Origin of the sequence: Muricaecibacterium torontonense (genome assembly GCF_004793925.1) — a bacterium.
Lineage (GTDB): Bacteria > Actinomycetota > Coriobacteriia > Coriobacteriales > Atopobiaceae > Leptogranulimonas > Leptogranulimonas caecicola.
In genome coordinates this window covers 119,939-142,477 of record NZ_SRYE01000003.1, presented here as the reverse complement: position 1 = coordinate 142,477, position 22,539 = coordinate 119,939, and the positions used below count along the sequence as shown (strand labels likewise).

Genomic DNA, 22,539 nt, shown 5'->3' with positions numbered 1-22,539 from the left:
GAGTTAGACCTCCATCACGACCGGGATGATCATTGGACGGGTGCGGGTTTGCGACCAGAGATAGTTAGACAGAGCACTGCGAACAGCCTTGCGAATAGAGTCTGTGGTGGCCCCAGCCTTCTCGGCAGTACGGTCTACCGTAGCAAATACCGTGCTTTGAGCGCCATCCAGGGTCTCAGGCTCGTCGGCAAAGGAGACGCCGCGGCTGGAGATGTCTACCTCCAGGGCCTTATGAGTGCGGCTGCCCACTGTGACCACGCAGGTCACAATGCCATCGTTGGAGAGCTTCTGGCGGTCGCGCATGACGCCGGTGTCTGCCCCCTGGATGCACATGCCGTCCACGTAGACCACGCCAGACTCCACCGGTGTTCCCAGCTTCACCTGGTGGTTGCGCATCTCCAGCGTGTCACCGTTGTCCAACAAGAAGATGTGGTCTGGTTCCAGACCCATGGATTCTGCCAGGGAGGCATGGGCACGCAGGTGCACTGCCTCGCCGTGCACCGGCGCGAAGTAGCGGGGATGCACCATGGCCAACATGAGCTTGAGCTCTTCTTGGCTGCCGTGACCAGAGACGTGCACCAAGGCATTGGACTTGTCAAAGACCGCGCAGCCGATCTTGGAAAGCGAGTTGATGATGGACTGTACCGACTTCTCGTTGCCGGGAACCGGCGTGGCGCTGATGATCACCGTGTCGTTGGGGCCAATGGACAGGGAGCGGTGCTCGCCGTTGGCCATGCGGGCCAGAGCGCTCAGAGGCTCGCCTTGGCTACCGGTGCAAAGCACCACCACCTTGTCATCGGGCAGCTCGTCGATGTCGAAGGCATCCAGGATGTCGTCTGCAGGAATGTTGAGGTAGCCCAGCTCCCGGGCGATCTTGGTGTTGGTCACCATGGAGCGGCCTGTGACCACCACTTTACGGCCCACTGCCACCGCAGCGTCGCAGACCTGCTGCAGACGGTGAATGTGGCTGGAGAAGGAGGCCACAAAGACGCGGCCAGGCGCATTCTTGATGATATGGCGCAGGCTGGCCCCTACCGAAGCCTCAGAGCCCGTGAAGCCCGGACGAGTGGCATTGGTGGAGTCAGACAGCAGCAAGTCGACGCCCTTGGCGCCGTAGGCGTTGATGGCGTGATAGTCAGGGCACACGCCGTCGATGGGCGTTTGGTCCAGCTTGAAGTCGCCGGTGTGCAACACCGTGCCCTGCGGGGTCTCGATGTAGATGCCCAGAGCGCCGGGAATGGAGTGGGTCATGGCGAAGAAGTTGACACCAAAAGCCCCCATGTCCACATGCTGGCCCGATTGCACTTCGATAAGCTTCTCGTTTTGCAGCTTGTGCTCGTTGAGCTTGCCCTCGATGAGACCCAGCGTCATGCGCGAGGCATAGATGGGCACGCGACGGGTCAGGTCGCGCAACAGATAGGGCAGCGCGCCGGTATGGTCTTCATGACCGTGGGTGATGACGATGCCGCGCAGTTTGTGCTCGTTTTCCAACAGGTAGGTGTAATCAGGAAGCACCAGGTCGATACCGGGCTGATCGTCATCGGGGAACATAAGGCCTGCATCTACCAGCACCATATCGTTGCCGTATTCGAAGGCGGTCATGTTCTTGCCAATGCCGTCCAGTCCGCCTAGGGGAATTATCTTGAGAGGCGGTTTTTTCTTTGGCATGGAATTACTAGTTCCTTTCTTAATCGCAACCAATGCGAATCTATAAATACGGCCTCTTGGGCCGTTGCGTCACAAATCAATAGCTTCTTATGATAGCCGGGGCCTATGGATTCTCTGTTAACGCCAAAAGCCCCTCTCGCAGATACACAAAAACAGACACCCGCCTGCGCCGGGCAGGCAGGTGTCTTGTCTATGCAGCTTGAAGTCTCAGCGCCCTAAAGGCTGCCGAGAAGCCCACACCCTCGAGGGCTGCACCTTTGGTTAGCCCTCGTGATGGCGGCGGAGCTTGCGGGCAGGAGCCTCGTCTTGCCCCTTGGCGCCGCGATCGCCAGGCTTGCGGGTGCGAGGCTTGGGTTTTGAGTCGCCCTTGCGACCGGCGTGCTCGGGCCCCTTGTGACCGTTGCCAGCCGGCGCCTCGGGCTTGTCCAGACGATCCAGGGAGATCTTTCCCTTCTCGTCCACCTCGAGCACCTTGACCTTGACTTCGTCACCCACGTTGAGGACGTCTTCCACCTTGTCCACGCGACCCTGGGCCACACGGGAGATGTGCAGCAGGCCGTCCTTGCCAGGCAGCAGCTCCACGAAGGCGCCAAAGGGCTGAATGCCCACTACGCGGCCCACGTACTCCTCGCCTACCTCGGGCACCTTGACGATGGCCCTGATGCGATCGGCGGCCTCTTCACCGGCAGCGCCTACGCCGGCGATAAAGACAGTGCCGTCTTCCTGGATGTCGATGGTGGCGCCGGTGTCGTCTTGAATGCCGCGGATGACCTTGCCGCCAGAGCCAATGACGTCGCGGATCTTATCGGGAGCGATGTTGAGGGTGATGATGTGAGGAGCGTTGTCCTTCACCTCTTCACGGGGCTGGGGAATAGCCTCGAGCATAGCGGCCAAGATGTGGGCGCGCCCCTCTTTGGCCTGATGTAGAGCCTGCTCCAGGATCTCAGGGGTAAGGCCTGTGGCCTTGTTGTCCATCTGCATGGCGGTGATGCCGCGCTCGGTGCCGGTGACCTTGAAGTCCATGTCGCCCAAGAAGTCCTCGAGACCCTGGATGTCAGAGAGCACCACGGTCTTGCCGTTCTCTTGGATAAGGCCCATGGCGATGCCGGAAACCGGGCGCTTCAAAGGCACGCCGGCATCCATCAGAGCCAAGGTGGAGCCGCAGGTAGACGCCATAGAGCTGGAGCCGTTGGACTCCATTACCTCAGAGACCACGCGAATGGTGTAGGGGAACTCTTCCTCTGAAGGGATCACAGGAAGAAGGGCGCGCTCAGCCAGGTTGCCATGGCCAATCTCACGGCGCTTGGGAGCGCCCATACGACCGGTCTCGCCGGTGCAGAAGGGCGGGAAGTTGTAGTGGTGGATGTAGCGCTTGCCATCCACAGGCTCGATGGTATCCAGGCGCTGCCACTCGTTGAGCATGCCCAGGGTGCATACCGAGAGCACCTGGGTCTGGCCGCGCTGGAAGAGGCCGGAGCCGTGCACCAGCGGCAGATAGTCGCCCTTGACCATGAGGGGGCGAATCTGAGTGGCAGTGCGGCCGTCCACACGCTCGCCGGTCTCTACCACCATCTCGCGCATGGCATGCTTCTCGAGGTTCTTGAGCTCGACGGCGATGGAGCGATGCTCGCTCTCGCGCTCCTCCCCGCTAAACTCGGAGACGATGAGATCCTTGAGCTCTGCCACCTTGGCCATACGGGACTGCTTGTCCGGGTCTTTGAGGGCTGCGGACATCTCGTCGAAATGGGCGAAGACCTTCTCGTGCACAGCGGCGTTAGGTTCGTCCAGCACATACTCCTTGGGCTGGATGGGGCCGTTGACCTCGACCCACTTGGCGATGAAGGCCTCTTGCTCCGCGCAGAAGGCGGCGATGGCGTCCTGGCCAAAGGCCATAGCATCCAGCATGTCTGCCTCGCTCACCTCGTCGCCGGAAGCCTCCAGCATAGAGATGAAGGTGGAGGTGCCGGCAAGCTCCAGGTCGAGGTCGGAGTTGTCGCGCTCCTTATAGGTGGGGTTCACCAGATACTCGCCGGTGTCACGGTCGCGACCCACGCGCACGCACGCCAAAGGCCCCTCGAAGGGCACGCCGCCGATGGTAAGGGCGGCGCTGGCTGCCATGACGCAGATGGTATCCACAGGATCTACCTGGTCTGCGACGAGAGGCATAGCCACTACCTGGACCTCGTTGCGGAAGCCGTCAGGGAAGCTGGGGCGCAAAGGACGGTCGATCATGCGGGCGGTGAGGGTGGCCTTCTCGGAAGGGCGAGCCTCACGCTTGAGGTATCCGCCGGGAATGCGGCCCACGGCATACATCTTCTCGATGTAATCCACCGTGAGGGGGAAGAAATCAAAATCTTTGCGTTCCTTGGACACCACGGCGGTCACGAGGACCTCAGAATCGCCTTGACGCACAATGCACGCACCGGTGGCCTGCTTGGCGAGCTCGCCGGACTCCAGCGCATAATGTTTGCCATAGAGGTCAAACTCGTGGGTGACTTTGGTCATGTACTACCTCTCGATCTCCACCTGCCCCTTGCAGGCGGTTCCGCTTTGGCCGCTCGCAGGCGGCTCAGGACACTTGTATGCAAGTACCCTTCCATATAAAAAGGAGCGCCTTGAAAGCGCCCCTTAATTCCCGCTTCTTACTGGATATTGTCGCGAATACCCAGGCGACCAATAAGCTCACGGTACTCGTCGATGTTGTTGCTCTTGATGTAAGAGAGCAGACGACGACGCTTACCAACGAGCATCAGCAGGCCACGACGAGTGTGGAAGTCCTTCTTGTGGGACTTCATGTGCTCGGTGAGCTCGCGGATGCGGTCGGTCATGATGGCGACCTGCACGGGAGCAGAACCGGAGTCCTGGTCGTTCTTGCCAAACTCACGGATGAGCTCAGCCTTGCGCTCCTTAGAGATGGTCATAGGAATCACCTTTCTTAAGAAAGATTCGCCTCGAACTGGGGCGCTCGCCGGTGACGCGAAGCGCCAAGTAGGAGGTAGGGACCCAAAGAGAGTACCACGTTTAGTGCCGCACATCTCGCAGCGGCTAAATCCCCACATCCTCTGGGAGTTAACTGAAGTGCTGGGGAGAAGCGGTAGCAAAAGGTCGACGGCACGCAAGAACGTTGCCGACCGTCCCGCGCGCAACCTCTCGGCTGCGCCTTAGACTCCCCGCAAAAACTCGAAGGCCTTGAGGCGAGCGTCCAGATGGGTAGCAGCCCAAAGATGCGCCTGCTCCAGCAACAGACACGCGGTATCCAAGCTGGCTGGCTGAGCCAAAAGATCGTCGAACGTGAGGCTCACCAGCGCTTCGATCCAGCCCAAAAGCGCAGGGTCCGCCAGTTGGGCTCCGGCCACGTCGCGTGCACACGACTCGCAGAGGGCGCCTCCGGCGGCTACCGAGAAACGCGTCACCTGCTCGTCGCCACATTCGATGCAGTTGGAAGTCTCCGGTCGCCATCCCTCATGGGAGAGCGCCTTGAGGGTGTAGGCAGCAACCACCTCGAACAAGAGTGCCTGCCGCTCTCCCTCCCCTTCCAGCTCTTGAACCTGAGCAAGCGCCAGCAGGCTCCGCACAAAGAGGCCATAGAGATAAGGGTCTGGCGACTCCTCGAAACTCACCAGGCGCGCAACCGAGCAAATTGCCGCAGCTGCCTCCGAGGCATCCGGGTCATAGGCGATCTTTGCCCGGGCATCGGTAAGGGAGGCCTCGCACACCACATCCAGCGTGCGCCCTTTGGCGATGAGGTACTTTCCTTCCGAGAAAAGCTGCGTGCGGCCTGCCAGCTTTCCCGTGGGCTTGCGCGCCCCCTTGGCCACAGCGCGCACCAGGGAGCCGTCCGAGGAAAGCAGCGTCAAGATAAGGTCTGCCTCCCCGAGCTTCACTCGGCCGATGACGGTGGCCACCACCGGATAGGTGCGTGCCCTCGCCACCTAGGCCTCCGCGTTGTAGCCAAAGCGGCGGATGGCTTCCTCGTCTTTGCGCCAGGAGGGCTTCACCCGCACCTCCAGGTCCAAAAAGACCTGGGCGCCCAGCCATTGCTCGATCTGTTTGCGGGCTTGGGTGCCTATGCGTTTGATCATGGAACCGCCTTTGCCCACCAGGATGCCCTTTTGGCTGTCGCGTTCCACAAAGATGGTGGCTTTGATGGAGGCATGGCCCTCGTCTCGCCACTGGATGGAATCGCAGAGCACGCCTACGGCGTGGGGCACTTCCTGGCGGCAGTTGAGCAGCACCTTTTCGCGCACAAACTCAGACACCTGCTCGGAGTCCGTGGCGTCCACCGGCATATCCTCCGGGAACCAGCGCGGCCCGTAGGGCAGATGCTCGATGACCAGCTGGATGAACGCCTCGGTATTGAAGCCCTCCTGAGCCGAGGTCACCAACACATCGTCAAAGGTGGCCATGGCTTGTGCAGCCTCGATTTGTGCCTGCACTTGTTCCGGCGTGGCGAGATCCGCCTTGGTGATCACCAGCAGGCGCACCGCCGAGCTGGCGTTCACATGGGAGGCCACCCAGGCATCTCCGGTGCCGGCAGGCTTGGTGGCATCCAAAAGCATGGCCACCACGTCCACGTCTGCCAGCTCCCCCAAGGCGGACTTGTTGAGCTCCTCTCCCAAGGCATCCTTGGGCTTATGCAAGCCGGGGGTATCCACGATGACCACTTGGGCGCCTGGCCTGTTGACGACCGCCCTCATGCGCCGGCGCGTGGTTTGAGCCACCGGGCTTGTGATGGCGGCGTGCGCCCCCAGGCAGGCGTTAAGCAGCGTGGACTTGCCGGCATTGGGGCGACCCACCAGCGCCACGAAGCCGCTGCGAAAATCATCAGGCACGCTCGCCATGGGAGCCGGAGCCCCAAACTGCTGCATCAGCAGCAGCTCTTCCTCGTCCAGATCGAGGTCTTCGTCAGCCTCTAGCTCCACATCGCCTGAGGAGGCGGCATCGTCTGTTCCAGCCACCAAGCCCTGCTCAATGGCCCCAGCGGCTGCAGCCACCTGAGGGCCGTCCTTCTCGGCAGCGGCAGTTTCTAAATCAAAATCATTCGAGGACGAGGGAGCTGTCACCACGTCGCTCCTTTCTGCGAGATGAATGGGGGTAAAGCCGGGCTCATGCTAAGAAACCCGGCCATGAGCGGCTGCCATAGCTGTCTTGTGCCCTACCCAAAGAGGCGCAGGGCGGCGTTTACAAAAATCACGACTCCCATGATGCCCACCAGGGTGCTCAGGATGTAGACGGCTGCAGCTGCCACATCCTTGGCGTGGCCGGCCAGGGTGTTGTACTCAGGGGACACCAGGTCGACGATGGTCTCGATAGCGGTATTCATGAGCTCGGCAGAGAGCACGGTGCCGCAGCCCAAAAGCAGGCAGCCCCATTCTCCGGGAGTGCACTGGAGCGCGAAGCCCATGACCACGGAGAAGACAAAGCCGCCCACCATGATTTTGATGTTGCGCTCGGTGGTGAAGGCGAAGACGAAGCCCTGGATGGCGAAGGCGAAGCTTTTGAACAGCGTGGGGTGGTTCTTGTCTGAGCCGGGAATCATGGGGAGACCCTCCCCTCCTGGGACGGGGAGCCCTGAGGCTCTGCGCCTGCCGCCACCTGCGGGTCATGGCGATGGCGCGTAGTGGGGGCAGAGATCGCCGGCTGCCCCGACACCTGCGCCAACAGTGCGTCTTCCAAAGGCTCCATGACGGCAGCGTCTTCTTCTGTCATATGGTCGTAGCCCAAAAGATGCAAAAGGCCGTGGATGAGCAGAAGACGGGTCTCCTGAGCTGGGTTGTTGTTAAAATGAGGCGCCTGCGCTGCGATGAAAGCTGGGGCCAGCGCAATGTCTCCCAAAGAGCACGGCTCGTCGGGGGCCAGATCTGGGTCGTCCGGGCGCTCGCACTCTACCGAGATGACGTCTGTTGGTCCTTCGACCCCGCGCCACTGGGCGTTAAGGTCTGCCATGGCATCGTCGTCTGCGACGGTCACGTCCACCAAACACAGGCGGTCCACCTGCTCATGGGCCAGCACCACCTCGAAGATGGAAGCGACTTCATCCCAGCTCACCGCCAAAGGCGCGGCGTCGGACAGCTGGTTGACAGAGATCTCCACGGCCATAGCAGCTTCACGCTCCCTGACGTTCGTAGGCATCCACGATGCGGCCCACCAGGCTATGGCGCACCACATCGGTGCGATCGAGATCGCAAAAGGCGATGCCCTCGATGCCTTCGAGCACGCGGCGCGCACTCTCAAGACCGCTTTTACCCAAGAGGTCCCGTTGGGTTGAGTCTCCGGTAATCACAAAGGTGGACCCAAAACCCAGTCGAGTGAGAAACATCTTCATCTGCTCGGGCGTGGTGTTTTGCGCCTCGTCCAAGATGACGAAGGCGTCGTTTAAGGTGCGCCCACGCATGAAGGCTAAAGGAGCAATCTCCACTACCCCTTGCTCGATGAGGGTATGGCTCTTCTCGGCATCCAACATATCAAAAAGCGCATCATAGAGCGGACGCACATAGGGGTCGAGCTTCTCCTCCAGCGTGCCCGGCAGATAGCCCAAAGACTCGCCGGCCTCCACCACCGGGCGGGTGAGCACGATATGGGAGACCTCTCGACGCTTGAGCGCTGCCACGGCACAGGCCATGGCCAGGTAGGTCTTTCCTGTACCTGCAGGACCCTGCACAAAGGTGATGGTATGGGAGAGCAGCGCGTCCACATAGCGCTGCTGGCCTGCGGTTTTGGGACGCACAGGCTTGCCGCGCTGGGTGGTGAGGATGTCGTTTGCCCCGGCGCGCGGCGCAGGCGTTCCCAAAGACGCCTGGTCCAAGATGATGTCCACGTCGGAAATGTCTGGCGTCTCGCCCGAGAGCACGGCGTCCATCAAGCGCGTGAACACGCGCACCATGGCGTCAACCTCGCCTGGCTCGCCCACCAGGGTGATATGGTTGCCCCGCACCGCCACCGAGGCGCTCGTCTTCTCTTCGATATGTCGCAGCAGGCTGTCAGCCGGCCCCATGAGCCGGCACACATCCACCGATTCCGGAATGCTCAAACGCAGTGTAGTGGGCTCCACGTTCCTCCCCTGAATGCGCAGATGCGCAATGGCTACAAATACCGGACGCTCAAGGGCGCCCTTGGGGCTTCTATGGTAGGTCAAAGCGGCCTTAAGCGCTTGCGCTGTCTTTGTAAGCCCCAGGCCCTCCTTGCCGAGAAACCCATGCCTCAGAAGCCGTCTTTGCCGGCTTTTGCCGGCTTTTGCCGGCTTTTGCCCCAGCATCAGCCGAGCTAGAGGCTTCTAGGCTGTGGCGCTGCGCCCGTCCAACTGACCTGAGGGCAGAAGGCTGTGAGGCGCCACCTTCACAAAGGAACCAGGGGCAAAGCCTGCGCCTGAATCCACCAGCACCTCTGCAAGGCCGCCAGTGATGGCGCGGCCAGGACGCTCGATAAACGCCAGCTCCTGCCCGCCAATACAGCTCGCAAGGTAGGAGGTGCGGCTTTGGCGGGCCATCTGGCGCATAAGGTGCGAGCGCTCATGGGCCACCTGAGGATCCACCTGATCTGGGGCAACGGCGGCTGGGGTTCCTGGGCGCTTGGAATAGCGGAAGACATGCATGTTGGCATAGTCCATGGAACGGCAAAACTCCAGGCTTTGGTTGAACTCCTGGGCCGTCTCCCCAGGGAAGCCCACGATAAGGTCGCAGGCCAAGGCAAGGCCCGGCACCAACTCGCGCGCCCGCTCAACGATGGCACGATAGCGAGCCGTGTCGTAAGGTCTGCCCATGCGAGCCAATGTGGCGTCGCAACCAGACTGCAGAGGCAGATGCAAGAAGGGCGCCACACGCCCGCTGGAGTCGCCCATAAGGCGCAGCAGGTCGTCAGAGAGCTCCACCGGCTCCACGGAACTCAGACGGATGCGTCCTACCTTGGTTTTAACAAGCAGCTGATCTAGCAGGCCCGCAAGGCCAATGCCCCCGTCATAGCGGCCAAGATCGATACCGGTGAGCACCACCTCGCCGGCACCTTGCTCCACTGCCTGACTCACCGCAGCCACCGCCTCATGCGGCGACAGCGAGCGTGCAGGCCCGCGCGCTTTCCATACGATGCAATAGGTGCACCGATTGTCGCAGCCATCTTGGATTTTGATGCCCGGCCGCATGCGGCCTGTAGGCGTCACCGTGCCCTGAGCTTCTGAAGTCACCGGGAGCAACGAGTTGTCCACGGCGATTTGAGAAGCGCTGGCAGAAGGTGCAGATTCGTGCACCTGCAGGCTGCCCCCAGGCCTATCCTGCAAACCCTTTCCTGCCCCTGCAACGGCATCAGCCAGACCCAGGCGTCCTGCCTCTGCCAAGACACAGGATGCCACCTGCGTCTTGAGAACTTCGACTTGCATCTTTTCGCCCAAAGACGCTACTTCGTCTGCAAAGAGCGTAGCCATGCAGCCGGTAGCCACCACGCTCTGCACCTGAGGGAGCGACGCATAGTGGCGCAGAGACTTGCGGGCTTTGGCCTCGGCCTCGCCAGTGACCGCGCAGGTGTTCACCACCACGATGGAGGCTTCGTCCTCGCCCACCAGCTCGCAGCCTGCCTGCTCCAGAGAAGCGGCGATGGCATCGAGTTCTGCGCGGTTCACCCGGCAGCCCAGGTTTTTAAGGGCCACCTTGAGCGGCTTGACCCCTTTGTGCTGCGCCGCCGTCACGAGCGCTTCTTCTTACGCTTGCCAAAGGGCTTGGGGCGCGGCTTCTTGCGGCCAGAGGCGCCATCTCCCCCAAAGAGCGAACCCTGTTCCTCATCGCCAAAGAACGACGAGGACCCAGAATCTGCCTGGCGGGAAGGCTGGGGCTTCTCGGAAGCAGAGGCAGTAGAAGCACCTGCAGCCTGCTGGTCTTGGGCGAAGGTCTCGTCCAGCAGCGACTGGGCGGTGTCAGCGGTGGAAAGGCGGCTGCCGCGCTCCAGAGCCACAGCCTCCAACTGTTGGGTTTGCGCAGGAGTGAGGTCCTTGGGGACCGTGAGGTTCACGATGCATACCAGGCTTCCGCGCTGGGAAGGATTGTAGAGGTTGGGCATGCCGTAGCCAGGCACCCGTATATGGTCTCCAGGCTGTGTACCTGCGGGTATGTTGACCTCCACCTGCTCGTGGGGCATGATGCCCTCCATAGTGAAGGTGGCGCCCAACATGGCCTCGAAGCAATCGATGTCGACGGCGCAGATAAGGTCGTCGCCCTGGCGCACCAGGTCTGGCTGCTGGGCCACCTCGATGCGCACGATGAGGTCGCCCGCCCTGTCGCCGCGCACACCTGCCTCGCCGGCGCCCTCGATAGAGAGCTGCATGCCCGAGGCCACGCCCGCCGGAATATGCACTGTCACCTTTTCATGGGACGGCGTGCGGCCCTGGCCGTCGCAAGTCTCGCAGGGATGCTCGATGACCTGGCCGGTGCCGTGGCACTCCGGACAGGTGGACTGGGTTTGCATGCGACCCAAAATGGTGTGCTGCCAGCTGGTGACCACGCCGGTGCCGCCGCATTCGGGGCAGGTGACGGGGGCAGAGCCATCGGCAGAGCCGGTGCCGCCGCAGTCCTCGCAAGGCGCCAACCGATCATAGGTAATGGTGCGGTCTAGGCCGGTGGCCGCCTCTTGCAGCGTGATGGTGAGCGTCACCGACATATCGCGGCCTCGCGTGCGCACCCGCCCGGCTCCGGCGGCCCCTCCCCCAAAGAACTGGGAGAACAGGTCGCTCATGTCGAAGCCGCCGCCAAAGAAGTCATCCATGCCGCCAAAGCCCGCCGGGCCGTCGGCAGTGCCATAACGATCGTAGTTGGCGCGCTTGGTCTCATCGGACAGCACCGAGTAGGCCTCGTTGAGCTCTTTGAACTTTGCCTCGGCATCGGGATCATCCGACACGTCCGGATGCAGCACGCGCGCCTTCTTCAAAAACGCCCGCTTGATAGTCTTGGCATCGGCATCGCGCTCGACGCCGAGCACCTCGTAGAAATCCCTTTGCGACTCTGCCACGGTAGACCTCAGACCTTTCATCCCTCGAGGTAAACCCTACATTGTTGGCAGCCGTTCCCGCTGCCGAGAAACCCTCGCCCCAGGCGCTCGCCCCCTTTGGGCAGGACGCAAGCGAACCTGAGGCGAAAGGCGTGCGCTACGTGCTAGAAGCGCATGGCCGCCCGACCAGCGCCTTGGGCGCAGCTGATCATGAGCGTCATGAAGAGCGCCAGCATGAAGCCGTTGGAAAGGCCGGCCACCACATGATTGCCGGCGTTCTTCCACCAGACGGAGTTATGCTTGGCAAGGCCTCCGCGCGCCACCATGAAGAGACCCATGACAAGCGGCACAGCGATGATGAGGCTCACTGCGCCCAGCACCTGGAAGAAGAGTCCCATGGCGATGAAGGGCAGCGCAAAGCCGATGAGCTGGAAGCCCATGGCGCTCTCTGGCGCCAGGCGCTCTGCAGGAATGCCTACACGCACCAACAGATCGCCTGTCTTGCCGCCATTGGTGCCCGCATTGCCCATGCCGGGCACGCGGATCATATCGCCATCGTGGGAGTCGGCAGGAATGTCTACCACGGCCTCGCTGGCAGAAAGGATGCGGCCGGTGCCCTTGCATCGATGGCAAGGATCCGCCACCACTTTGCCGGTGCCCTCGCACTCAGGGCATTGCACGCGCATAGCGCCAAAGCCCATGCCGCCAAAGACTGCCGAGAGATCGACGTCGATAGAGCCTTTGCCATGGCAGGTGGGGCACACCTTGGCGTGCTCGGACTCTTCCGAGCCAGTGCCATGGCAGACGTCGCAGACTACGTAGCGGTCGTAGGTGATGCCGCGGCGAGTGCCTGTCGCAGCGGTCTTGCTATCCAGTTCGATGTCATAGACGACGTCTGCGCCGGAGCGGGGATTATAGGCAGTGGCCCTGCCGCGCTGGGCGCCAAAGCCTCCAAACCCCCCGAAGCCGCCAAAGGGCATGCCGCCATAGCCGCCAAAGCCTCCGCCAAAGGGAGACTGGGGAGCACTGGATGTCGAAGAGCCCATGAAGGGTGCCCCCGAGCGCATGGCATCGTAGCGGCGCCGCTTGTCCTCGTCTGAAAGCACCGCGTAGGCCTCGGAGACTTCTTTGAACTTCTCCTCTGCATCCGGCGCCTTGTTCACGTCTGGATGGAGGGTGCGGGCTTTCTTTTGAAATGCTTTACGAATCTCCTCTGTTGTGGCGTCTGAGGAGACGCCAAGGATTTCGTAGTAGTTCTTATCGGTCATCGCAGACATGCGGTGAGAACTCCTGTCGTCGAGTCAAGCCACGGTATTATTCCGTGGCACAAACGTTCGCAATCTCATATCTTAGCGCGAACGACGCAGATTTCTCTGGGCATCATGGTTTGTGCGCAAACGTGAAGCGCCCGAACTCCAAAGAGCCCGAGCGCTTCGAGACGTATTAGCAGTTGTCGATGTTAGAGGGCCTCTTTGACTGCCTCTTCAACCAGCGCCATATCAACCGTGGGCTCGAAGCGAGCCACTACGTTGCCGTCGCGGTCGATGAGGAACTTGGTGAAGTTCCACTTGATGTCGTCGTTGTCTGCGTAGTTGGGATCGACGTTCTCCTTGAGGTAGTTGTCCATGAAGTCGGCCTTCTCGCCAGTGAAGCCCTCGAAGCTCTTCTGCTCTTTGAGGAAGGCATAGAGGGGAAGCTGGTTATCCCCGTTAACCTCGGACTTCTTGTACTGCTGATAGGGCGTGCCAAAGGTCATGGTGCAGAACTCGTGGATCTCGTCGTCCGAGCCGGGAGCCTGATGGCCAAACTGGTCGCAAGGGATGTCGATGATCTCGAGACCCTGCTCGTGATAGTTGTTGTAGAGGTTCTTGAGGTCCTCATACTGCGGGGTAAAGCCGCAGCCGGTGGCCGAATTGACGATGAGCATGGGGCGGCCGCGGAACTCGGAGAGGCTGACCTCGGTGCCGTCTGGCTTCTCAAGAGTGAAATCATAAATGGTAGGCATAGGTTGCTCCTTTGTTGGAGTGTCTTGTAGTCTGCGCCTATTCCTACCCATGCAGTGGGATTTTGAGTACGGAGAAGGCAGAAAGCTCAAGTTAAACAAATAGATCTTTATGGCTGATCCATATCCTGCCGAGAAGCCCACCGCCCCTCATCAAGGACTACGTTTGCAACATACTTCCCTTTTCCTATGCTGAGATCTTGAAGCGCATCTTCAGGAGAAGAGAAACCGGCTTCTTTATCAACCAGATTGTTACCCCTGTCATAAGACCAAAACCATCCATCATCGTCTTTTGCGATGGTATAGAGATTGCCCTTATAACCCCTATGTCTGTATACAGCATGATCCAAATCACCATCTACCGTTGGAGCATGACTATGGGCTTCTGGTCTCAGAGGACCAATACGAGAGCGACCATGCCCACGCCAATGCGCTGCAACGGCTGCGCTGTGACCTGGTGACGCTTAACAAGCTGTTCGCCCGTCGAGATTCGCTGACTCATCCAGATGCTGAACCCCAGCGTGCCGTCACCACCAAATCTCAGGGACAAAACTGCTATACCTACCACGCGGAGCGGCCCTTCTCAGCAGAAGAAGCGTTTATATTGGCCGATGCGTTGGCCCACTCGCGCCTAGCCGACTCCCAGGAAAAAGAGCAGCTTCTGGAAAAAGTGAAGTCTCTCCACTACCGAGAAGACCATCGCCCTATAGCCCCTTGCATTACTTATAGGCCCAGGCCTGAGGCTTCGGCAGCTCTGCTGGCGAATTATCGTGCGGTGGCGCGGGCGGTGGACAGGCTGAACGAGATGGGCGACCGCCGAGGCGGCAAGCTGGCCCCTATCTCGCTTATCTACGGGACGCTGGGGCCGGATTTTGATTTGGTGGCGCAACCTAGGCAAGGCGGCTTGCTAGAGCGCGAATTGCTGCCCATCGCGGTGCATGAGGATCGCGGGCGCCATTACATGAGCTCGCGGTTCATCGATCTGGAGGAGACCCCAGAAGGCCCCCGCTACGTGGTGCACAATGATGGCTATTTGAACTATCGGCTGGATCGCATCATTCCCGGGAGCATCAAAGACTATGCCGATGAGGGCTATCCTGGCTTGCTCCCCTACCGTCTGACAGATCCAGCTCCTCAGAAGCACGCCGACCTCACCGAGCAGGAGCTTTTCACGCTGGAGGCCAGTTACGAGATGTATGCTACCTCGGATCCTCTGCGCCTGGAGCTCGAAGCCGAAGGTCCCGTGCTCAAAGCCATCGCGGACGCCTTCAATCCTGACAGCGAGGATTCTCCCCTTGCCGATAAGAAATCCGTCCGCGAGCTGCCAGGTGGCAAGACTCGTATTGAGGTACCGGTTTCAGATGGCGCCGCCCTCATGGGACGTCTGGCAAGCTTTGGGCCTTCTGCCCACGTGGTAGGTGAACGCAGGCTCAAGGAGACTTACGTCCGCTTTTTATGCGATGTACTGGGCGCCTACGCTGACGACCCCCAGGTAGGAGAAGAAGTGAGAGCTTGGGCGAGAGGTGCTATTGACGAAGGATAAGCGATCAAAATAGCGCACCTTCGGTTTATAGGACAGATAGTGTGCTGTGATAAGGGGTGTTGGCCTGCGCCAGACCTGCGTCAACACCCCATAATCTGTAGGCCAAAAACCTGTAGACCAAATTTACCTTCATTATTTATAAGCACTCTTTGCGGCTAAAAGGGAGCGGTGTGAAAGCAGGGCTGCTTTCACACCGCAAGCCTCAGATAAATCCTGGAGGGCCAAAAGCAGACCTATCTGTGAGATGGGGATGCAGGGCAGACGAGGTTTGGACTGGGCGCCACCTCATGCCTACTAGCCATTTCATACCTACTAAGTACTTAGTAGGCCAATTTTGCCCAAAATCTGCGTCACTTTTTATTTTAGTATTACATCACCCAAGCTCACGGTGTTGGTTTCATATTCAATTGTACTTAGTAGGCACATGCCGAAGGAAATGTACTTAGTAGGCGGAAGCGTTGTCGCTCTTCTTATGGTCACTCTTCTGCATCTTGGCCCCGCAGACCGCCTTTTTCATCGGGCCCTGCAAATCCTGGATGTAACGACAAGATTTTGCTGTCTTCAGCTGGGGCACCACTGCATTGGACAGCACATCTTCTGTGCGAGTTCCCGTGTTCAAATGAGCCTTCCGTATTTAAACACCCAAAAAGGGACGTTGACCTGCGTCAACGTCCCCATTCACAGCACGCTTCTTGTCCTATAAGCCGCACCTTCCTTAGAGGAAAGCACGCTTGACTCTTCACACTATTGAATACATGAGTTGGCTGCATCCGCTTATCATGTTGAGTTTGGAAATTTGCACTTTATAAGCCATACTTCTACACAATAGGTTACAGTATATTTACTACACATATTGTGTTAGGAGTTGTCCAATGATTGCAGATGCAAGCCACAGCCTCCCCGTTATGCCAGAACGAGTAGGTCTCGCTGAACTTGGACGGTCTTCCAATTGGCGAGATGCAGTAAACCGCGATGGCATCATTGAAATATCCGAGCATAATCGTCCTCGCTATTTTGTTGTCACACCTGATTACCTAGCACGCAATGATGCTTATATACAGGCTCTTGAATTAAAACTTAGTGAGATTGAGTCAAAACTTGATCGTCTCGATATAGAACATGCATTACTACGCGATAAAGCCTTAGCTGAGCAAGGCGAACTGCCTCTTTCTGGTCCTGAACTCAAAACTGCTGCGTTAGACCTTATGGAAAAAGCTGGTCTTATATGACAAGACAAGAGTTATTTCTTGAACTAATTGACGCTCTTTCCAATATACCTGGCTTGACTATTGAACCTATCGTTTTCGTAGAGGAAGCAAGAGCGCTTGATGAAGCTTATCCGGCGCTAGAGGATCTTACACCTGTTGTAGTAGCGATAATTCGTGCCATGAAAGATTTGGCCGCCGGACGCGTGTCAAGTTCTTCCCTCTCTCTCAAGCTTGAGGGTGCGCGATCCTATCATTTTCAAAAAAACCGTTCGCAAGGTGAAAAGGCAGAACTAAGAATTGTTTATCGCATCTTAGATAATGGTGCTCTATACATCTTGGCTTTTGGCAATCGTTGGAGACCCGAAGCCATTTACAGAAGAGCTGCAAAACACATGTAATGAAAAAGCCGTTTAAGCTCCAGTGGATAATTGAGAGGATGCACCACGAGGAATTCACTTAATTTGTTGAAGATCGAAGACCATCGGTCAAGAAAGGATCTCGCAGAAGCCGTACTCCCTGCCCTCGCCACAATAAACACCAGAATATAATCTATATCTTGATATGCAGATTCAGTTATAACGACTTTATAGTTCATATTTCTCCCGAAGCTGATTCACAGCAGCGCCTGCTTCGGAATACGAGCCTTCTGCGACCTCTTTCTCCCCCGTCACTTCACGTGCAAGAAGATTGGCCTTTGCAAGCTGGGGCTGTAGGCTTTCCCAGTACTTTGTTGACATAGACCACCAATGCACCTGCCCTATTGTGCGTTACCGTGACAGGTCCGTCTCTTGACCTCACTAACTCGGTAGACTTCACTGTATTATTCATGTCATGCATCGAAACGCATTTTGGCATTATTACCTTCTTAGTGGTCAAATCGCAGTATATAAAGGCAAAGTTCGATTTAGTTATCAGAGGCCAAATCCCAGAGCGCCCCATAGACTTCATTGCCCAAAAGCCAGCCCTGCTGAGTGGGCACGTAGGCGCCAGAAGCCACTTGCTCTATCAATCCACGCTCGCACAGATCATCAATCGTTGCATCTACTGCCTCTTGGCCAATGGCTTTATAGGCACGTTCCTGCAGTTCGCGCCCAATGCCATAAGTAGTACGAGCCGCAAGCATCAGATCTTCTGCCGCAGCCTCACGAGCAGTCATCGACTCTACTTCAAACTGCAGCGCTTGCAAATTGCCACAAGCCTCAGCGATTTCTGTTGCAGAAGAAGTGCAGCTAAGGCGCAGGCGCGCTGCGGCGGAGGCGTTTCTCGGCAATTGTGGCATGAGCTGACGCAGCCTCTCATAGCCCGCAGCATCAACCATGGAAGCAGCAGCCACGCCAAGTCCCAGGTAGGGGATGCCGTTCCAGTAAGCCAGGTTGTGCAGGCACACCTCACCGGGCCGAGAATAGCTGGCCACCTCATAACGCAAGAATCCCTGGGCTGTGAGCATGCGTTGGGCGCAGAGCATGGCGTCTGCCTCGGAGTCTTCTGAGGGCTGGGCCATCTGGCCCGACTCCACTGCGGCATAGAAAGGCGTGCCCTCCTCGATGATGAGGGAGTAAATGCTAGTGTGGTCCACGCCAAGCTGCACCGCTTGCTCTACCGAATAGGCAAAGCTTTGTGGCGTTTGGTGAGGTATTGCGCCCATGAGGTCGCAGGATACCCGCAGGCCAGAGGCCACCGCAGACTGAAGGGCTTCGCGGGCGGTCTGCGCGTTATGGACTCGGCCTAAGGCCTGCAATTCGTTGTCGTTAAATGATTGCACTCCCAATGACAGGCGGCTGGCGCCAGCCTCGCGCAGTGCAGCCAGGTGGGCAGGAGTGAGCGACTCAGGATTGGCCTCGCAGCTGAGCTCCTGGATAGAGCCGTAGCGACGAGCGGCGGCGATAAGGGCGCCCAAGTCCTGAGGGGCGAGCATAGTGGGAGTGCCGCCGCCCACATAGGCAGTGGCCAGATGGTCGAGCAGGCCCGCCTCGCCCATGCGGCGCACCATGGCCTGCAAGCTCTGGGCGTAGTCGTGCATCAACGGAGCTTGGTGAGCGGTAGCACAGGACGCGAAGTCGCAATAGGCGCACTTGCGCAAGCAAAAGGGAATGTGCAGGTAGAGAGCACCCACGGGGCCAGGAGTCCAAGTGCGCCAGAACTTCTGGGCGTCTGCGGGACCTAGGTAGTGGGTGCTAGGCATGGTGGGAGTGTTTCTCGGCACCTGGGGTAACGGACGTCTCCTGAGCGAGCTGGAGCGCCTCGCCTACCATCACAGACGCGGGATCCAGCGCGTTGGCTTGAGCAACCTGGGCGATGAGGTGCAGGTAGTCAGAGACTCCCACGCAATGCATGGCGCGTTCGCGCCAGGAGGCGGCCTCGGGCATGCCCTTGAGGTACCAGCCGGCCAAAGATCGGGCGCGAGCAATGTGGGCGCCCGTGGCAGACAACAGTTGCACGTGGAGGGCGAAGGCAGCCAAGCGCTGCGCGGTAGTGTGAGGTGCGGGAGTGCAGCCGGCGCCCAGGGAGCGAGCATCGGCGAAGATCCAGGGGTTACCGTAGGTGCCTCGGGCACAAAAGACCGCCGCGGCACCGGTGGACTCCTTGAGCTGCACTGCCTGAGCTGCGCTAAGGGCGTCGCCGGAAGCGATCACAGGAATACTCACCGCGCTTACCACCTGGGCGATGGCGTTGGCGTCAGAGGTACCCGTATAGAACTGGTTGGCAAAGCGTCCATGAACCGCTACAGAAGAGACCCCTGCGCGCTCCAACGCCTTCGCAAAGGCTGGCGCCACGTAATCGTGCTGCTTGCGCCCAATGCGAATTTTCGCAGTGACCGGCAGGCTGTAGTCTGAGCCCTCGCGCACCGAGCGCACGATGTCTGCAGCGCGAGCCGGGTCGTCCAGCAGCGCCGAGCCCTCCCCTTTGCGCACTACCTTGGGCACCGGGCAAGCCATATTGATATCGATGGCTACCAACTTTTGCAGCCATCCCCGCGACTCATAACGGTCGATGACGCTCTTGGTGGCCTCATAGAACTGCTCGGGGTCGCTGCCAAAGAGCTGGACGATGAGGTCGGGCTCTGCAGGATCGGGATCCACCAGCTGCCAGGTCTTCTCGTTGGCATAGTGGATGCCAGCCACGCTCACCATCTCGCTCACCGCGCAGGCTGCGCCTCCGGCTCTGGCCATAAGCCGATAGGCCTGGTCAGACACCCCCGCCATAGGCGCCATGAGGTAAGGGTTGGCAGCCAAGCGCTGTTCCCAGCTTCCATTTGCCGAGAAGGGCGCCAACGTCGCAGAAAGCCCTGCAGCAGCTGCGCCTTGGGCAAGGAGCTGGGAGGTAGAAGGCGCATCCTGGAGGGGATGTAAGTGTTTCTCGGCAGAATGAGCGTGCGCAGCCACTATTCGTCCACCTTGAGGATGGCCAAAAATGCCTCTTGGGGCACCTCGACGCGGCCGATGGACTTCATGCGCTTCTTGCCCTCTTTTTGCTTTTCCAGCAGCTTGCGCTTGCGGGAAATGTCGCCGCCGTAGCACTTGGCCAGCACGTCTTTGCGGTGCGCCTTGACGGTGGAGCGGGCGATGATCTTGTTGCCGATGGCGCCCTGGATGGGCACCTCGAACTGTTGGCGCGGAATGATCTCTTTGAGCTTGTCGCAGAGGGCGCGGGCCATGGCGTAGGCCTTGTCGCGATGGACGATGAACGAGAGGGCGTCCACGTCGTCGCCGGAGAGCAGGATGTCCAGTTTGACCAGGTCTGAGGGGCGGTACTCGGAGAACTCGTAGTCGAGGGAGGCATAGCCCTTGGTGCGGCTCTTGAGCTGGTCGAAGAAGTCCAGGATGAGCTCGGCCAGGGGGATCTCGAAGTGCATCTCCACAGACTTGTCGGTGAGGTAGACCATGTCGGCCATGATGCCGCGGTGCTCCACCGCCAGCTGCATCACGGCGCCGGTGTACTCGGGCGGCACGATAACCTTGGCTTTTAGGTAGGGCTCTTCAATGCGCTCGATGCGCGTGGCGTCAGGCAAGTCCTGAGGGCTGCGCACATCGCGCATGTCGCCGTCGGTAAGATAGACGTGGTAGTCCACCGAAGGGCTCGTGGCAATAAGATCCAGGTCGAACTCGCGCTCCAGGCGCTCCTTGATGACCTCCATGTGGAGCAGCCCCAAGAAGCCCACGCGAAAGCCAAAGCCTAAGGCCACCGAGGTCTCTGGCTCCCAGGTAAGCGACGGATCGTTGACGTGCAGCTTTTCCAACGCGTCGCGCAGATCCTCATAGTCTTTGTTGTCTATGGGGAAGATGCCGGTGTAGACCATGGGCTTGGCCTCGCGATAGCCCGGCAGCTCCTCCTTGCAAGGGTTGTCGCGGTAGGTAAGCGTGTCGCCTACGCGTACGGACTCCGGATCTTTGAGACCTGTCACCACAAAGCCCACTTCACCCACGGTTAGCTCGTCGAGCAGCACCTCTGAGGGACGTTTGACCCCCACGCCGTCTGCCAAGAAATCCTGGCCCGTCATCATCATGGTGAGCTCGTCGCCCTTTTTGATGGAGCCGTCAAAGACGCGCACCATGGCCACCACGCCGCGGTACTCGTCGAAGTAGGAGTCCAGCACCAGCGCCTTGAGCGGAGCGTTGACATCCCCTTTTGGCGGCGGGACGAGAAACACGATGGCCTCCAGCAAGTCATGGATGCCCTCGCCGGTCTTTCCCGAGACGCACACCGCATCGTCTGCAGGGATTGCCAGCTCATCCTCGATCTCCTGCTTGACCTCCTCTGGATGAGCACTGGGCAGGTCGATCTTGTTGATAGCCGGCACGATCTCCAGGTTGGCGTTCATAGCCAGGTTGGCATTGGACACCGTTTGTGCCTCTACGCCTTGGGTGGCATCCACTACCAGCACTGCGCCTTCGCAGGCGGCCAGCGAACGGGACACCTCGTAGGTGAAGTCCACGTGGCCCGGAGTGTCGATAAGGTTGAATTGGTAAGTCTCGCCGTCGTCCGCGTCATACATCACGCGCACAGCGTTGGACTTGATGGTGATGCCGCGCTCCCGCTCGATATCCATGGAATCTAGGAGCTGCGACTCCATGTCGCGCTCTTCGACGGTGTTGGTCATCTCGAGGATGCGGTCTGAGATGGTGGACTTGCCATGGTCGATGTGGGCGACGATGGAGAAGTTCCTGATGTGGGAAAGGTCTGTGGTATTCATAGCTGACATTGTATAGCCTACAGGTGGGTTCTGTGGAATGTACGCCCTCCATGGAGAGATTTCTTCATAGCTGCAGCACGGTACCCTAGCACGGGTTTCCTATGTTAGTATTTGGAAGTTGCCTCACCGTGTCTCACCGAAGAGGCCTCATAGATCGCATTGAAAGGAATTGCACGTGGCTAACATCAAGTCGCAGAAGAAGCGCATTAAGACCGCCGAGAAGGCACGCATCCGCAACAAGGCCGTCCGCTCTGAGCTGAAGACGGCTGTCAAGCACGTTCGCGAGGCTGTTGAGGCCGGCGACGCCCAGCTCGCTCAGGAGAAGTGCAACAAGGCTTGCCGTCTTCTGGACAAGGCTGCCAGCAAGGGCATCATTCACAAGAACCAGGCTGCCGAGCGCAAGAGCGGCTGCCAGAAACTGGTGAACACCCTTAGCTAATTCGAGACAGTTACCTCTCTTTACTTGTGGCCTACGCTCCAGGCCTCATTCTAGGGAGTCTCTGTAATCCTTGAATCCTTGCTCCCCGTGGCGCCAATGGGTGCCACGGGTTTTTTTATCGTGCTGCACCACAGAGGTTGTCAGTTGAGGAGGGCAAGACCTTATCGGCTCACTAGGCCCTCTCTTATCTTTAGACCCCGCTGCAAAAGGCGCATCCCTTCATAGGCTCGAGCGCCTAGAGAATCACCCTACATTTTTATTGATAAATTATCAATGTTTCTCCACATTTATATACTCATAAGCGCAGCAAGGATTTAGAGCGTAGAGGAGCACGGATGCAAAAAGAACCTTGATGACCCTGAATTTTACTGTGGTTTTGGCGTTGGCCGGATGTAGTCCACTCTTGGTTGCGTCAGCGCAAAACTCCTCCGACCAGATGCAGAACACAAGCGCTTGGGCGCAGGAAACTATCTTGTTTCTGCCCTCGGGAAAGATGAGAGCACAGAGGATCTGAGCAATTGC

At 59.0% G+C, this 22,539-nt stretch carries 19 protein-coding genes; 4 read left to right on the top strand and 15 right to left on the bottom strand.

Translation table 11 applies throughout. The features are described from left to right. Positions 1–3: 3 nt before the first annotated feature. From E5334_RS05735 to E5334_RS05680, 12 genes are all read right to left on the bottom strand, one after another. A complete protein-coding gene (locus E5334_RS05735) occupies positions 4–1,668 on the bottom strand; it encodes a ribonuclease J (RefSeq protein WP_136012638.1) in 1,665 nt (554 codons plus the stop codon). Between the two features lie 261 nt (positions 1,669–1,929). Next, a complete protein-coding gene (locus tag E5334_RS05730; RefSeq protein ID WP_136012637.1) occupies positions 1,930–4,173 on the bottom strand; it encodes a polyribonucleotide nucleotidyltransferase in 2,244 nt (747 codons plus the stop codon). 137 nt (positions 4,174–4,310) lie between these two features. Then, entirely contained in the window at positions 4,311–4,589 is a 279-nt protein-coding gene (rpsO, locus tag E5334_RS05725; RefSeq protein WP_136012636.1) for a 30S ribosomal protein S15, read from the bottom strand. 240 nt (positions 4,590–4,829) lie between these two features. Beyond that, positions 4,830–5,600 carry a DNA repair protein RecO gene (gene recO / locus E5334_RS05720; protein ID WP_136012635.1) on the bottom strand — a complete coding sequence of 257 codons (771 nt, stop codon included), beginning with the start codon at positions 5,598–5,600 and terminating at the stop codon, positions 4,830–4,832. Then, positions 5,601–6,536 carry a GTPase Era gene (era, locus tag E5334_RS05715; RefSeq protein ID WP_275438961.1) on the bottom strand — a complete coding sequence of 312 codons (936 nt, stop codon included), beginning with the start codon at positions 6,534–6,536 and terminating at the stop codon, positions 5,601–5,603. A 287-nt stretch (positions 6,537–6,823) separates the two neighbouring features. Further along, positions 6,824–7,207 carry a diacylglycerol kinase family protein gene (locus tag E5334_RS05710; protein ID WP_136012634.1) on the bottom strand — a complete coding sequence of 128 codons (384 nt, stop codon included), beginning with the start codon at positions 7,205–7,207 and terminating at the stop codon, positions 6,824–6,826. Beyond that, a complete protein-coding gene (gene ybeY / locus E5334_RS05705) occupies positions 7,204–7,767 on the bottom strand; it encodes an rRNA maturation RNase YbeY (protein ID WP_136012633.1) in 564 nt (187 codons plus the stop codon). The genes E5334_RS05710 and ybeY overlap by 4 nt, the downstream gene beginning before the upstream one ends. Positions 7,768–7,774: 7 nt before the next feature. Next, positions 7,775–8,719 carry a PhoH family protein gene (locus tag E5334_RS05700; RefSeq protein WP_136012632.1) on the bottom strand — a complete coding sequence of 315 codons (945 nt, stop codon included), beginning with the start codon at positions 8,717–8,719 and terminating at the stop codon, positions 7,775–7,777. 222 nt (positions 8,720–8,941) lie between these two features. Then, positions 8,942–10,342 carry a MiaB/RimO family radical SAM methylthiotransferase gene (locus tag E5334_RS05695; protein ID WP_275438947.1) on the bottom strand — a complete coding sequence of 467 codons (1,401 nt, stop codon included), beginning with the start codon at positions 10,340–10,342 and terminating at the stop codon, positions 8,942–8,944. Then, positions 10,339–11,655, bottom strand: a complete 1,317-nt coding sequence (locus E5334_RS05690) for a DnaJ C-terminal domain-containing protein (protein ID WP_275438946.1) — start codon at positions 11,653–11,655, stop codon at positions 10,339–10,341. Before E5334_RS05690 ends, E5334_RS05695 begins: the two co-directional genes overlap by 4 nt. Before the next feature lie 143 nt (positions 11,656–11,798). Further along, positions 11,799–12,911, bottom strand: coding sequence for a DnaJ domain-containing protein (locus E5334_RS05685; protein WP_136012630.1), 1,113 nt, complete (start codon positions 12,909–12,911; stop codon positions 11,799–11,801). Between the two features lie 182 nt (positions 12,912–13,093). Then, positions 13,094–13,639 carry a glutathione peroxidase gene (locus tag E5334_RS05680; RefSeq protein WP_136012629.1) on the bottom strand — a complete coding sequence of 182 codons (546 nt, stop codon included), beginning with the start codon at positions 13,637–13,639 and terminating at the stop codon, positions 13,094–13,096. Between the two features lie 361 nt (positions 13,640–14,000). On the opposite strand from E5334_RS05680, the gene E5334_RS05675 reads away from it, so the two are divergent. The 3 genes from E5334_RS05675 (at position 14,001) to E5334_RS05665 (ending at position 16,785) form a co-directional block, all read left to right on the top strand. Further along, positions 14,001–15,179 carry a WYL domain-containing protein gene (locus E5334_RS05675; protein WP_136012628.1) on the top strand — a complete coding sequence of 393 codons (1,179 nt, stop codon included), beginning with the start codon at positions 14,001–14,003 and terminating at the stop codon, positions 15,177–15,179. Positions 15,180–16,051: 872 nt separating this feature from the next. Beyond that, complete coding sequence (locus E5334_RS05670) at positions 16,052–16,408, top strand: hypothetical protein (protein WP_136012627.1); 357 nt, start codon at positions 16,052–16,054, stop codon at positions 16,406–16,408. Further along, positions 16,405–16,785 (top strand): hypothetical protein, encoded by a 381-nt coding sequence (locus E5334_RS05665; RefSeq protein ID WP_136012626.1) that lies wholly within the window; start codon positions 16,405–16,407, stop codon positions 16,783–16,785. The genes E5334_RS05670 and E5334_RS05665 overlap by 4 nt, the downstream gene beginning before the upstream one ends. 506 nt (positions 16,786–17,291) lie before the next feature. Here E5334_RS05665 and hemW read toward each other — a convergent pair. The 3 genes from hemW to lepA are packed head-to-tail and all read right to left on the bottom strand — an operon-like array spanning position 17,292 to position 21,578. Next, entirely contained in the window at positions 17,292–18,569 is a 1,278-nt protein-coding gene (gene hemW / locus E5334_RS05660; protein ID WP_136012625.1) for a radical SAM family heme chaperone HemW, read from the bottom strand. After that, positions 18,562–19,770: a tRNA dihydrouridine synthase gene (locus E5334_RS05655; protein ID WP_136012624.1), complete on the bottom strand. Its 1,209-nt coding sequence runs from the start codon at positions 19,768–19,770 to the stop codon at positions 18,562–18,564. The genes hemW and E5334_RS05655 overlap by 8 nt, the downstream gene beginning before the upstream one ends. Continuing rightward, positions 19,770–21,578: a translation elongation factor 4 gene (gene lepA / locus E5334_RS05650; RefSeq protein WP_136012623.1), complete on the bottom strand. Its 1,809-nt coding sequence runs from the start codon at positions 21,576–21,578 to the stop codon at positions 19,770–19,772. The genes E5334_RS05655 and lepA overlap by 1 nt, the downstream gene beginning before the upstream one ends. 175 nt (positions 21,579–21,753) lie before the next feature. Between lepA and rpsT the strand changes: the two genes are divergently transcribed. Beyond that, positions 21,754–22,017 carry a 30S ribosomal protein S20 gene (gene rpsT / locus E5334_RS05645; protein WP_136012622.1) on the top strand — a complete coding sequence of 88 codons (264 nt, stop codon included), beginning with the start codon at positions 21,754–21,756 and terminating at the stop codon, positions 22,015–22,017. Positions 22,018–22,539: the final 522 nt, after the last annotated feature.

Coding starts and splice junctions, on each gene's coding strand:
- E5334_RS05735 (WP_136012638.1), bottom strand. CDS start 1,668: ATGCCAAAGAAAAAACCGCCTCTCAAGATAATTCCCCTAGGCGGACTG.
- E5334_RS05730 (WP_136012637.1), bottom strand. CDS start 4,173: ATGACCAAAGTCACCCACGAGTTTGACCTCTATGGCAAACATTATGCG.
- rpsO (WP_136012636.1), bottom strand. CDS start 4,589: ATGACCATCTCTAAGGAGCGCAAGGCTGAGCTCATCCGTGAGTTTGGC.
- era (WP_275438961.1), bottom strand. CDS start 6,536: ATGCAGCAGTTTGGGGCTCCGGCTCCCATGGCGAGCGTGCCTGATGAT.
- E5334_RS05710 (WP_136012634.1), bottom strand. CDS start 7,207: ATGATTCCCGGCTCAGACAAGAACCACCCCACGCTGTTCAAAAGCTTC.
- ybeY (WP_136012633.1), bottom strand. CDS start 7,767: ATGGCCGTGGAGATCTCTGTCAACCAGCTGTCCGACGCCGCGCCTTTG.
- E5334_RS05685 (WP_136012630.1), bottom strand. CDS start 12,911: ATGTCTGCGATGACCGATAAGAACTACTACGAAATCCTTGGCGTCTCC.
- E5334_RS05680 (WP_136012629.1), bottom strand. CDS start 13,639: ATGCCTACCATTTATGATTTCACTCTTGAGAAGCCAGACGGCACCGAG.
- E5334_RS05670 (WP_136012627.1), top strand. CDS start 16,052: ATGATTGCAGATGCAAGCCACAGCCTCCCCGTTATGCCAGAACGAGTA.
- E5334_RS05665 (WP_136012626.1), top strand. CDS start 16,405: ATGACAAGACAAGAGTTATTTCTTGAACTAATTGACGCTCTTTCCAAT.
- hemW (WP_136012625.1), bottom strand. CDS start 18,569: ATGCCTAGCACCCACTACCTAGGTCCCGCAGACGCCCAGAAGTTCTGG.
- lepA (WP_136012623.1), bottom strand. CDS start 21,578: ATGAATACCACAGACCTTTCCCACATCAGGAACTTCTCCATCGTCGCC.